At 64.7% G+C, this 12,312-nt stretch carries 10 protein-coding genes and 1 tRNA gene; 10 read left to right on the forward strand and 1 reads right to left on the reverse strand.

Annotation, left to right across the window (positions count from 1 at the left end):
- Positions 1–93: 93 nt before the first annotated feature.
- The 9 genes from SOM26_RS12295 to SOM26_RS12335 all read left to right on the forward strand — a co-directional run bounded on the left by SOM26_RS12295 (position 94) and on the right by SOM26_RS12335 (position 11,017).
- Positions 94–702: a response regulator transcription factor gene (locus SOM26_RS12295; protein ID WP_320453014.1), complete on the forward strand. Its 609-nt coding sequence runs from the start codon at positions 94–96 to the stop codon at positions 700–702.
- Positions 703–1,282: 580 nt separating this feature from the next.
- Positions 1,283–2,227: an EAL domain-containing protein gene (locus tag SOM26_RS12300; protein WP_320453015.1), complete on the forward strand. Its 945-nt coding sequence runs from the start codon at positions 1,283–1,285 to the stop codon at positions 2,225–2,227.
- 207 nt (positions 2,228–2,434) lie between these two features.
- Complete coding sequence (locus SOM26_RS12305) at positions 2,435–2,812, forward strand: DUF333 domain-containing protein (protein ID WP_320453016.1); 378 nt, start codon at positions 2,435–2,437, stop codon at positions 2,810–2,812.
- Positions 2,802–3,488 (forward strand): RNA polymerase sigma factor, encoded by a 687-nt coding sequence (locus SOM26_RS12310; RefSeq protein WP_320453017.1) that lies wholly within the window; start codon positions 2,802–2,804, stop codon positions 3,486–3,488. The genes SOM26_RS12305 and SOM26_RS12310 overlap by 11 nt, the downstream gene beginning before the upstream one ends.
- Before the next feature lie 34 nt (positions 3,489–3,522).
- Positions 3,523–4,449, forward strand: coding sequence for a FecR family protein (locus SOM26_RS12315; RefSeq protein WP_320453018.1), 927 nt, complete (start codon positions 3,523–3,525; stop codon positions 4,447–4,449).
- Entirely contained in the window at positions 4,446–6,845 is a 2,400-nt protein-coding gene (locus tag SOM26_RS12320) for a TonB-dependent receptor (RefSeq protein WP_320453019.1), read from the forward strand. The genes SOM26_RS12315 and SOM26_RS12320 overlap by 4 nt, the downstream gene beginning before the upstream one ends.
- 176 nt (positions 6,846–7,021) lie before the next feature.
- The gene (locus SOM26_RS12325) at positions 7,022–7,633 is read left to right on the forward strand and encodes a putative hemolysin (RefSeq protein WP_320453020.1); all 612 of its coding nucleotides are present in this window, start codon (positions 7,022–7,024) and stop codon (positions 7,631–7,633) included.
- Positions 7,634–7,871: 238 nt separating this feature from the next.
- Positions 7,872–8,651, forward strand: a complete 780-nt coding sequence (locus tag SOM26_RS12330) for an outer membrane protein (protein WP_320453021.1) — start codon at positions 7,872–7,874, stop codon at positions 8,649–8,651.
- Between the two features lie 320 nt (positions 8,652–8,971).
- Complete coding sequence (locus SOM26_RS12335; protein WP_320453022.1) at positions 8,972–11,017, forward strand: TonB-dependent siderophore receptor; 2,046 nt, start codon at positions 8,972–8,974, stop codon at positions 11,015–11,017.
- Between the two features lie 206 nt (positions 11,018–11,223).
- Here the strand turns inward: SOM26_RS12335 and SOM26_RS12340 are convergent.
- Positions 11,224–11,299: transfer RNA gene (locus SOM26_RS12340), tRNA-Thr, on the reverse strand.
- Positions 11,300–11,422: 123 nt separating this feature from the next.
- Here SOM26_RS12340 and SOM26_RS12345 point away from each other — a divergent pair.
- Positions 11,423–12,268, forward strand: a complete 846-nt coding sequence (locus SOM26_RS12345; protein WP_320453023.1) for a PAS domain-containing protein — start codon at positions 11,423–11,425, stop codon at positions 12,266–12,268.
- The last annotated feature ends 44 nt before the right edge of the window (positions 12,269–12,312 follow it).

Below are 12,312 nucleotides of genomic sequence, written 5' to 3' on the forward strand. Positions count from 1 at the left end.
GAGATTAGTAATTAACCGGTAATCGTAAATAACAATATTCCAATACACGGGTAGAAAGTTACAGGTGTGAGTGGATCAATTGAGCTACAGGTCGTGCATGTCGTTGAAGACGAAGCAGGATTCCGGATGGCCATTGCCGACCTGATCGAAACGATCGGTTTTCGTGCAAATCCGTTTCACGATGGTTGCGACTTCCTGGACGCGCTGGACGGCTGCGTGCCTGGCTTGATCCTGCTGGACATTCAGATGCCTCACCGATCGGGGTTCGAGGTCATGGCCGAGCTGTCGCAGAGAGCATGCGACTGGCCGATCATCGCGATGACGGCATATGGCGATATCCCCATGGCGGTGCAGGCCATGCGACTGGGTGCCTATGACTTCGTTCAAAAGCCCATCACTCCCGATCGGCTCAAGCACCTCCTGCCAAGGGCCTTGGACGATTGGGCCACGCGCGAGACGGTCCGTAGTTCGGAAGAAGTGGCGAGGCGACAGATTCGCGCACTGACGCCGCGTGAGCATGACGTCCTCATGGCATTGAGCGCAGGGAAACAGAACAAGTCTGTCGCATTTGATCTCGGCTTGAGCGTCCGGACAGTGGAAATGCACCGTGCCAAGATGCTTGCCCGTTTGAGCGTCAAGAGTGTTCAGGAAGCGGTCGCGCTATTGGCTCTTTCATCCATTCGGAGTTGCGCAAATTCTTGATGAAGAAATAAGCGTCGAACCGCAACATTGTTCGAAGATGCGACGCGTATGCCTCTTCCTGACCACCGGCCAGGTCAGCGATTATACGTATGCCGCAGGGGTGCTCGGAAACTGCGAGCGTGATGCCGACTGATTCAAGGGTGCCCGACAGGTCGAGGGCATACAGTGCTGCATTCCAGGCCGGAACTCGCCGAATGAACCCGCCAGATACGACAAGCGCCGCTATCGGTGCCGTAGCCGCATCGAGGTGACGTTCGACCGCCTGAAAGACCGGCGTCGCGTCGCCCCCTGCTACCGTGTCGCATTCTTCTCCGCCGTCGCCCTCGCCGCAACCATTATCGTCCGGCTGTGATCCGCGAGCCCTGCCCCTGACATCCGTGACACCGATGTCCGAGATGGATCGACTGCATCAAATCGTGGGAAATTTGGCAGAACTACAGTGGCTGACGATTAAAGTAGAATCACTATAACGGTATCTACGTAAACGGCGCGATTAACCATAATATGTGTCAATTTATACCGTAAAACCCACATCTTCTTGCGCGGCCGAAGCTTTGCGATTGATCAAATCGGAAGGAGAATGCCAGTGCACGACATCGCTACTATCAACAACGTATATGTCGAGCGGCTGATCGCCTACTCTGCGCTCACTGAGGGTGCGGGCGGCTATCGTGGCAAACAGCAACGACCTCCTGAGGTTTCCTGGCACGGGGGTGCTCAGCCGCTCGCTTCGCCATGCGCCGCTGCCCCAGGTTCGATGGCCTTGGTTTGGCAGCCCGTTCGGGATGTGCGCCCAGGGGGGACTGTCCTCTATCATGAGGCGCTGGTACGATTCCCGCAAACCCATGGCTGGGATGCGGCCCCACAGGAGGCTCTGGCGATCATCGAGCGTTCCGGTGGAAGCCTTGTCTTTGACAGGCGCGTTGTCCGCCGCGTGATCGAAACGTTGCAGTCGGACCCGCTCGCGATCCTCGGCGTCAACATATCTGCGGCCAGCACCGACCCCGACGGCTGGAATGATATGATGGATCTGCTGCGCCGCGATCATGCGCTTGCGACGCGCCTTGTCATCGAGATCACCGAAACCGCGCCGATCCCCGACCTCGATCGGGCCGCCCTGTTCTGCTCGCGCCTGCAAGGCTGCGGCGTGCGCGTCGCACTCGACGACTTCGGCGTGGGTCACGCGTCCGTGGCGAGCGCACGCGCGCTGAAGCCTGCAATCATCAAGATCGATGGCAGCTTCGTGCGGCAGGCCTGCACCGGCCCCGCCGCGGCGGACTTGTTCTGGCATATGGTCGGCGTGGCGAAATCCCTCGGCGCGCTGACCATCGTGGAAGGGATCGAGACCCAGCAGCAGGCGACCATCGCGCAGGAGGCGGGAAGCATATGGCAGCAGGGCTTCTTTCACGGCAGGCCTATGCGCCGCCCTTGTGCTGAAACCCGGCTGGACTTCGGAGCCGCCGATCATGTCCTCTTGGCTTCGAAAGGCGGGGCGGGGTCGTTTATCCCGACGGTGTGGAAATGATGCGCCACATGATTGCCTGGCCATTCTGACGGCTCCAGCGGCGCGGCATTCACGGGCTGCAGATGCGATCCGGCCTGACGAACCGCGAAAAACGCAATCTGCCGACGCGAGGTCACGGTAAATTCCCTTTCACTCCGTCTTCCGGATGAAGGCCCGCAAGGACGTTGCGAGCCGGACAGTGTCACACGGGTGGGGGATGGCTTCGTCATGCATCGACTGGCCTATGCTGGGATAGCGTTACTGATCTGCACGGTGGTGCCGTTGCTGATCCTGATAAGCGGGTCGGCCTCTTCGCAGACGCTCGATGGAAATGGAGCGTCGGGCGTGTGCCTCCGCCTTGGCGGGGTCGGCATCATCGTCAATGGCGCTGCATACTGCCGCCTTCCCGACGGGCGTGCCGTCGACAAGCGACTGCTCGTTCTTGGGCGGCGGCGACGGGCCGTCATGCCCAACCCCGCCAGTGCCTATTGCGAGCAACTGGGCGGCAGGGTCGACGTGGTGGCCGAGCCGGGCGGACAGACGGGCTATTGCCATCTGCCGAACGGGGCCGTCATCGAGGAATGGGCGCTGTATCGTGGCCGCTGAAGCCTATGGCGCGAAGCCCTGGCCGACATCGATTTCCCGCGCGACGGTCCCGGTGGATCGCATGACATCGTTGAGGAGCGCGCCGTATCGGCACGTGACGGGCTTACATTCATTTCTTCACGATCAGCCAGTAAGAGGCACCGCACGATCCCCTCACGTCAATTCGGTGCCTATGTCGTCAAACGGATTAGAAGCGGTTTATCTGGCCAATCGGGACAAGATGGTGCGCTTCCTTGTCGCGCGCGGGGCTGGCGATGCCGCCGAGGATCTGGCGAACGACCTTTGGCTGAAGATCTCGACGCTTTCGACCGGCCCGATCGCCAATCCGCTGTCCTATCTGTTTCGGGCCGCCAACTCACTGATGATCGATCGGTATCGGGCACGCCGGCAGTCGGAGCGCAGGGAGCAGGACTGGTTCGACCTCAAAGGCGATGGCGAAGCCTCGGACGAACCGGCGGGCGAACGGGTGATCGGGGCGCAGCAGGAGATCGAGAAGGTGGCGGCGGTGCTGACGTCACTGGGGGCTCGCCGGGAAACGGTCTTTCGGCGCGCCCGGATCGACGGCGTGTCGCAGCGACAGATCGCCGAAGAACTGGGCGTCAGCCTGAGTACGGTGGAAGCGGACCTGCGGATCGCCACCCGCGCATTGATCGAATTGAAGGAAGACCTGCGATGAGCATGACGAACGCCGTCGCGACCGAGGACAAGGCATGATGACCGGCAGGAAGGTCGACGACACCGCACTGGAATGGGCCATCCGCACGGCCGACCCGTCGTTCGAGGACTGGGATGGCCTGACCGAATGGCTCGAGGCCGATCCGCTGAACCATGATCGCTATGACGAGGCGACGGCGGCCATCGCGCAGGCGACCGACCGTGTCGCGGCCACGCCGGTCCAGGCCGCGCCGGTGGTCGCGAACGACACCGGGCCGACGCGACGCGGGTATTGGCGCTGGGGCGGCGGGGCCGTCGCCGCTATGCTGGCCGTGGTCGTCGGCGTGTCGGCCTGGAACGACCGATCGCAACCCTATGCGGTGGAAACGTCGCCCGGCGAGCAGCGGTCGGTGGCGCTTGCCGATGGCAGCCAGATCATCCTCAGCGGCGGTTCGCGCGTGACGCTGGATCGCACGGACGCGCGCGTGGCGGTCGTGGACCGCGGCGAAATGCTGTTCCGGATCAGGCATGACGCGGCGCATCCGTTTCAGGTGACCGCCGGCGACACGAAGATGGTCGATCTGGGGACCGTCTTCGACGTGACGCACGATCCCCGGCGGACGCGTGTCGCCGTGGCGGAAGGTGCGGTGATGGTCGATCCGCAAGGCGCGCGCCTTCGCCTCGATCCGGGCCAGGCGGTCGTGGCGAGCGACGGCGAGCTGCGCCGGGAGCGCGCGGAGGATGTCGGTGGCTGGCGCGAAGGTCGCGTGACCTTCGATCACGCCCCGCTGTCCGATGTCGCGCGCGACCTGAGCCGCCAGCTCGGCCACGACATCCGCGTCGACGCGGCGATCGCGGATCGGCCGTTCAGCGGGACGGTCGATATCCGCTCGTTGAATGACGACCCGGCATTGCTGGGTCGGCTGCTGGCGGTCGGTGTCCGGCGGGACGGAGAGATTTGGGTGCTGGGCGACGATCGGTGAAGCTGGGTGCCCGGTCGGCCGCCATCGGGCTGATGATCGCCGCCATCGCGCCGTCCCCTGCCGCCGCGCAGACGCTGGCGATCGATCTGCCTGCGGGGAGCGTCAGCGCGCAGGTGCTGGCGCTCGGTCGGCTTGCCCGCGTCAGCGTCGTCGTCACCGATCCGCGCTTGTGGTCGAAGCCTGTACCGGCCTTGCGCGGCCGGATGAGTGCGCTCGCCGCGCTCCGTCTGATCGCCGCACGATGCGGGGGTGAGGTCGAGCCGATCGATGCGGCGCTGTTCCGCCTCGTGCCGAAGCGGACGCCGCTGCCGCGCGCCCACCCGGCCAGGCCCCGGCCACCCGTGCCCGCCGTCCCACCGCCCGAGCCCCCTGCGCCCGATATCATCGTGGTGGGCAGCAAGCGTGACCTGCCGTTCGGTCGCGTCGCGGGTCAGGTCATGCGGGTTTCCGGTCGGGATCTGGAGTTTGGCGGTGTCGGGGGGACCGAACGACTGACGTCGCGCTTGTCCACCGTCGCGTCCACCTATCTCGGCGCCGGGCGCAACAAGCTGTTCATCCGCGGCATCGCGGATTCCAGCTTCACCGGCCCCAGCCAGGCGACGGTCGGCCAGTATTTCGGCGACCTTCGCCTCAGCTATAACGCGCCCGACCCCGACCTGCGCTTGGCCGATCTGGCGGCGGTGGAGGTGCTGGCGGGGCCGCAGGGCACGTTATACGGTGCGGGTTCGCTTGGCGGCCTGATCCGGCTGGTCCCCAATCTGGTCGAGCTTGACCGCACCAGCGGATCGGTCGCCATCGGCGCATCCGCCACCCAGCATGGTGCACCGGGATATGATGCGCAGGGTGTCCTGAACGTGCCCATCGTGACGGATCGGCTCGGCGTCAGGCTGGTCGCCACGTCGGTCGAGGAGGGGGGCTACATCGACAAGCCGCTGCTCGGACGCCACGACGTCAACACCACGCGTATTGATGGCGGCCGTGGCACCGTGCACTTGAAGATCGCCGACGACTGGAGTGCCGAGCTGATCGGGATCGGCCAGCGCATTCGCGGCGCCGACAGCCAATATGCGGATCGGGGCGCCCGTGCCCTCACACGCAATGCCCGGGTCGTCGAGGGGTTCGGCGCCGATTTCGGGCAGGGGCAGTTCGTACTGAGCGGCAAGGTCGGCGATGTCCGGCTCCGTTCCTCGACCGGTATCACCGCGCATGACCTCACCGAACGCTATGACGCGACGTTGGTCGGTGACGATCCGACGCTCTTCACGCAGGCGAACCGCACGCGGATGGTCGCCAACGAAACGCGCGGCTGGGTCACCCACGCCGATGGATCGGGATGGCTGCTGGGCCTGAGCTTCACCGACAATCGCACGCGGTTGTCGCGGGCCTTCGTGTCGCCTGGCCAACGCCAGCAACTCCCCGGCGTGTCGAACGCGGTGCAGGAGATCACGGCTTATGGCGAAGCGAGCATCCGGGCTACCCGGACCGTTCTGTTGACCGGCGGCCTGCGTGTCGGCCGTTCGGTGCTGACGGGGGCGGCGGAGGACAGCCTGTTGCAAAATACGCCGGAGGGGCTCGCGACGCTGGCCTCGCGCCGGGAAGTTTCCGTTCTGCCGTCCGCATCGGCCCTGATCGATGCCGGGCCGAATGCCACGATGTACCTGCGCTATCAGCAAGGCTTCCGCCCCGGCGGGCTGACGATCTACAACGGTGACGTTCAGCGGTTCAACAACGACCATGTCGGGACGATCGAGGCGGGCTATCGCTTCGGCCGTGCGGCGCGGGATCCGTTCGCCTTTTCCTTCACCGTCGCCCATACCGGCTGGCGCAATATCCAGGCCGATTTCCTGGATGGCGGCGGCTTTCCATCGACCGCCAATGTCGGCGATGGCGACATCTGGACGGTCGAGACGACCGCCTCGGCCCGATTGGCCAGGGGGTTGCGGATCGACGCCGCGATCTCCCTCAACGACAGCAGCATCAACGAACGCGCACCGAAGGACTTGCCGGTCGCCGGAGCGTCGGGCGGCCCCGTCGGCGCGGCGGCCCGACTTGGGCCGATCCCCAACATCGCCAATGTCACGGCGCGCGTGGGAATGACCTATGACGCCGCGCTGTCCGATCATGCGCGACTGAAGGTCGATGGCTGGGCACGCTATGTGGGCGTGTCGCGGCTCGGCCTCGGTCCTGAACTGGGGGAGGAGCAGGGCAACCTCGTCGACAGCGGCATCACCGCTCGCGTGGGGTGGGATCGCTTCGGCGTCACCATCGGCGTCACGAACCTGACCGATGCGCGCGGCAACCGCTTCGCGCTGGGCACACCCTTTCTCACGGGCAGGGCACAGGTCACTCCGCTGCGTCCGCGAACCTTGCGGATCGGGTTCGACGCCGCTTTTTGACCGGCATCGTCACGGTATCCGCCGTTCCGCTCCGTCCTCCCCATGCCTGGCATCGAATGACGACCGTCGAACACCGGCGATCGGGACATTCAGTCATCGGCAATATGGAGTGAGGAATATTGCGTTCGCGGGCCCCGAAGCCCGAAGCAGTTCCGCTCCGCTCGGAGGAATAGAATATGAAATTTCAAGCATTTGTGATGGCGAGCCTGCTATCGGCAGGCGCTGGGATATTCGCACTGCCCGCCCATGCCCAGTCGAAGGGGAGCGAGATCGCCAATCCCGCGTCGGAATATTGCGTCTCGATCGGCGGCACCTCCTTCTCGCGCCGGACGCCATCGGGCGATGTCGGCTATTGCCGGCTGCCAAACGGAAAGGTCGTGGAGGAGTGGAAGCTGTTCCGCGAGAATCAGAAGCGTCCGCCGGTGCCGAAGCGCCGCGACGACATATCCATGGCCAACCCGGCTGCGGTCCATTGCAGCAGGGTCGGCGGCACCAATCTGAACCGCCGGACCCCGCAGGGTGACGTCGCGCTTTGCCGTTTGCGCAACGGCAAGACGGTCGATGCCTGGGTGCTCTACCGCCGTGATGACGGCAAGCGGCCTGGTCCGGCAAAACCCGGTACGATCGGCCTCGCCAATCCGGCGTCCGGTTACTGCGTGAAGCAGAAGGGGCGTCTCGAAATGCGCGAGGGGCCCGGCGGGACGACGGGGTTCTGCCATCTGCCGAATGGGCGCGTGGTGGAGGAATGGCGTCTCTATCGTGAGCAGTCGGCCGGCCGCCCCCGCTGATCGCCGAAGATGTGGGCCGCGCGCACGGGCGCGCGGCTCATTCCCAGGCAAGTCTTTCGAACGCAAACGACGGGATCGCGATAGCAAAGCGCCGAAATCAGAATGGCTTCCTAAAATTTCGAAAAAAGTTTCATAGACCCCAAGGCATATCGAAAATGGTGCCGTCTTGCTGATGTAGGGGGACGCAGACTGGTGCGGCTCGCTCGAATCAAGATCCATTTTCGAAGGACTAGACTCCATGACCCTGGTTAGCTCGTTCGCGCCCGCGCATCGCGGTGCGTGCCGGTACTCGGCTGCGATGATCGCTGGCATGATCGCTGGCATGATCGCCGCCATCGCCGGGACGACGCCCGCGTCCGCGCAGCAGTCCGCACCCGGCGCCTATGCCGTTGCCCGTGCCGGTGCGCAGGTCGATTCCGACGTGAAGCCCAGCCAGGTGCTCAAGAAGGGTCAGACGGTGTCGAAGACCGCCCCCACGCTGCCCAAGAACATCGACAACAAGTCCGGCTTCACCGGTGAGTTGGGCATGGGGTATGACTTCGGTGGTTTCCGCCTGGAGGGCACCGCAGGTTACGACACCGCCAACATCAACGCCAAGGCGTTGAGCGACAAGAATTATATCGGCGCGGGTCGGCTCAAGTCCTTCGATCTGGGCGTGTCCGCCTATGTCGATCTGATCCAGGACGGTCCGTTCAAGCCCTTCGTCGGCGGTGGCATCGGTGCCTCGCGCGTCAGTTACTCGGCGGATCGCTACGCACGAAACGCTAATCCGGGTACGCTGCAGCCCGCTGCATCGATGGCGGGCAAGGACTGGGGCTTCCGCTGGCACGTCGATGCGGGTGCGAGCTATGACGTGACGCCTGAGACGTCGATCGAACTGCTCGGGCGGCATTCGCGGACGTCGGGGATGCAGATGAAGGGGGTGACGATCGATCAGGATCTCAGCCGGACGACCCCGACCTACAAGCTGAAGAGCTCCTCGACCTCGATCATGGTCGGCCTTCGTCAGAAGTTCTGACCTCGGCCTGATCCGATAGGAAAATGCCGTCCCTGTATCGGCCGCGTCGATCACCCTGGTCGCCGCGTTACCGATCAGGGGCGGGGATGCCTCCGGATCGGCACGCAACAGCTTTGAAAAGCCTGAATATTGATCCGAAGTACGGCAGGAGACGCTTGCTCAAGCGTAGACTCTAGTCAGGATCGTCGTCCGAACAAGCTTGCTCAGGCCCATCCTTTTAGCTAATGCGAGCGAAACGCAATAGCTAAAGGGGTGTGATAGTGCGCTGGATTTCCGGCACGGCTATGCTGTGCGCTGGGTTCGGACTCTCGGGCGGTGCTATGGCGGAGTCCACCGACGACCATAACCGTCGCGAAAAGGCCGGGGTGCAGGAGCGCGGCGATATCGTCGTGACCGGAGAGCGACCCAGCTATGTCGAGGGCGAGAGCGCGACCGCGACCCGCACGGCGACGCCGCTGCGCGACGTGCCCCAATCGATCCAGGTGATCCCCCGCAGCGTGATCGAGGATCAGAACAGCATCCGCCTGACCGACGTCTTGCAGAACGTCTCGGGCGTGCAGCCGGCGACCACCGCCGGCAACCGTGGCGAAATCTACCAGATCCGCGGCTTTACCACCCCGCGTTACGCGATCGACGGCGTGTTGCTGAACCGGGTGGCCGATCGGTCGGAAACCTTCCTCGATCTCGCCAATGTCGAGACGGTGGAGGTGCTGAAGGGGCCCGCATCCGTCATGTATGGCCAGGGCGATCCGGGCGGGGTCATCAATATAACGACACGGCGCCCGACCGACCGGCCAACGGCGGAAATTAGCATGCAGGCCGGCAGCTTCGACTTCGCGCGCGTCTCGGCCACGGCGAGCGGTCCGGTCGGCGATCGGCTGGCGGTGCGCGTGACCGGTGCGGCGCAGACGCTGGAGGGGTTTCGCGGCAAGCATGCGGCCACATCCACGCGTCAGTTTGCCGGTTTCGCGGCCCGCTGGCGACCGGGCGATGCCACCACGATCAACCTGGATGTCGACCATAGCAGCCAGCGCAATCCGTTCGACCGGGGCCTTGTCGTTGGCGCCGACAACCGGGTCACGCTCCCCGCCCGGCGCTTCCTGTCGGAACCCTGGTCGGTCACGGGCGCACGCAAGACCCGCGTCGTGCTGGACGTGGCGCACCGCGCGACCGACTGGCTCAGCCTGCACCTCAACGGCCGCTACACCGATGCGGTCGTGCAGGACAACTATGCGATCGACTATCGCGCGCTGGCCGCCAATGGCCGCACTTTGAGCCGTCGTGCAACGACTCGTACGGAGGATTTGGAAACCGTCGATACGCGCGCAGAGGCCGTGGCGACCTTCGCGACCGGCGGGGTCGGCCATGTCGTGCTGGCCGGCGGCAGCTATAGTCATGCCACGCTCGATTTCCTGACCTATCGCGGCAACATCGCGTCGATCGATATCCTGAACCCGGTCTATAATGCCCCGCTGCCCCGATTGTCGCTCAATACCGACACCTATCGCCGATCCGATCTCTACGCGGCCTATGTCCAGGATCAGGTCACGGTGACCGACTGGCTGAAACTGCTCGGCAGCGTCCGCCACGACATTGTGCGCGATCGGTTGCTCAACCAGGTCAATGGTCGGGAGGATCGCCGCGACAGCAGCGCGACGACGTGGCGCGGCGGGGTGGTCGTACAGCCGGTGCCGGCCATATCGCTGTTCGCCGGCTATGGGCAGAGCTTCCAACCGCAGACCAGCCAGCGGCGCGACCTGAGCTATCTCGATCCCGAGCGTGGCCGTCAATATGAGGCGGGCGTGAAGCTCGACCCCGTGGGCGGGCGCCTGATCGCGACCTTCGCCGCCTTCGACATCACCAAGCGCAATGTCGCCACCCCGGACCCGGCCGATACCAGCTTCGCGATCCAGACCGGCGAGCAGCGGGTGCGCGGGCTGGAAATGGACGTCATCGGCCACCTGACGAAGCGATGGCAGGTGATCGCCAGCGGCAGTCATCTCGATGCGACGATCAGCAGGGATGAGCTGTTCGCGGTGGGCAACCGGTTGACCAACGTGCCGCGCTGGTCCGGCAGGCTGTGGAGCAGCTATCTGCTGGGCGGCGTTGCCGAGGGGCTGACCATGGCGGGCGGCGTGACCCTGGTCGGCCGGCGCGCGGGCGACCTCAGCAACAGCTTCTCGGTCGATGGCTACACCGTCTATGATGCGACGATCAGCTATGCGGTGCCCGGCACGGGCCTGGAACTGTCGCTGACCGCCCGCAACCTGACCGATGCCTATTATATCGAGTCCACGGTTACCCGGCTGGAAAACTATCCCGGTACGCCGCGCAGCATCCTGGGAGCGGTGCGTGCCCGCTTCTGATGCGGGCATTCGCCCGTGCGGCGGGACGGCTGTGCACGCAGCGTATGGCAGGTCTGTACGGCCCAGATAAGCCCCTGCACGCTATAGCCGTGCAGATATGGTTTCGGCGTATCGCGTAGGTTAAAGCGAGTCGCGCGACACCTGTGGGCTACGGTCCAGGTCGTCTTTCAGCCTATCCTACTGCTTTATATGGGTTTTTTGGGATATGGTGCCGCTTACAGGACTCGAACCTGTGACCCCCGCATTACGAATGCGATGCTCTACCAGCTGAGCTAAAGCGGCCCAATCTTCGGTCGACCCGGCTGGTGTCCGGTCGAGGTGGCGGCGCTTAACAGGTTGGTGGGGGGCTGGCAAGCGCCTTTGGTCTTTACGTCGGGTTAACCACGGCGGGAGCATGAGCGGAGCATGGCCAGGAAGACCGTTACGAACCATCCGTCGGATATCGCCGCCTCGGCCCCTGGGGCAGGGGGGGAGGGTGCCAATACGCTGGCGTTCGGCACCGAGGATGCGCTGGCGCGCATGGCGGGGCAGGAGCGGCGGCTGCATGCGCGTGCCTATCATCATTGGGCGTCGCTGTTGGGCGAGGCGCGCTTCCCGACGATCCACGCGTTCGACACCGGCGCGGCTGGCGATTTCGCCGGCAATTCGGTGCTGCTCGACTTCCGGGGCGACCGCGCGGACGCCGTCATCGCCCATATCGGTACGGCGCTGCGGGAGGAATGCGGCATCGACGGAGAACTGCCCGGGCGGATCGCCGATATTCCGGCGCATTCGCTGCTTGCACGGCTGACCGCGCATTGCGACCAGATCCTGGCCGAACAGGCCCCGGCCGGGTTCGAGGCCGAGTTCGTCAACGAACGCGGGCATACCATCCTGTATCGCGGTATCCTGCTGCCCTATTCCTCTGACGGGCTGATGATCGATTTCGTCCACGGCGTCGTCAGTTGGAAGGAGGTCGCCGACCCCCTGTTGCAGGCATCGCTCGACTCGGCCCTGCTGGATTCGGTCGCGAGGCCGGACACGCCCGCGCCGGCGAGCGGCGGCGCGGGTTTGTGGGAGGAGGACGATGCGCCGCGTCGCCCGAGCGGCCTCGCCACCATCCTGGCGCATGTGCCGCTGATGACGGGGGCGGAGCCCGGCACCCCGGTGGTCCTGGCGGGGCATGTGGCGGATGACGGCACCGTCGCGGTGACCGGATCGGTCGTCGGCGACGAACGCCTGGCCGACCGGGTATTGCGCGCTTCGCAATGAAAGTTGCGCTGCGGCGCAACATCTTTTCTCCATTGCCAAAGGGT

Source organism: Sphingomonas sp. CFBP8993 (genome assembly GCF_034044895.1).
Lineage (GTDB): Bacteria > Pseudomonadota > Alphaproteobacteria > Sphingomonadales > Sphingomonadaceae > Sphingomonas.

Excerpts from the sequence above, each read along its gene's own strand:
- SOM26_RS12300 (WP_320453015.1), top strand. The coding sequence starts at position 1,283 with ATGCCAGTGCACGACATCGCTACTATCAACAACGTATATGTCGAGCGG.
- SOM26_RS12305 (WP_320453016.1), top strand. The coding sequence starts at position 2,435 with ATGCATCGACTGGCCTATGCTGGGATAGCGTTACTGATCTGCACGGTG.
- SOM26_RS12315 (WP_320453018.1), top strand. The coding sequence starts at position 3,523 with ATGATGACCGGCAGGAAGGTCGACGACACCGCACTGGAATGGGCCATC.
- SOM26_RS12325 (WP_320453020.1), top strand. The coding sequence starts at position 7,022 with ATGAAATTTCAAGCATTTGTGATGGCGAGCCTGCTATCGGCAGGCGCT.
- SOM26_RS12330 (WP_320453021.1), top strand. The coding sequence starts at position 7,872 with ATGACCCTGGTTAGCTCGTTCGCGCCCGCGCATCGCGGTGCGTGCCGG.
- SOM26_RS12335 (WP_320453022.1), top strand. The coding sequence starts at position 8,972 with ATGGCGGAGTCCACCGACGACCATAACCGTCGCGAAAAGGCCGGGGTG.
- SOM26_RS12345 (WP_320453023.1), top strand. The coding sequence starts at position 11,423 with ATGGCCAGGAAGACCGTTACGAACCATCCGTCGGATATCGCCGCCTCG.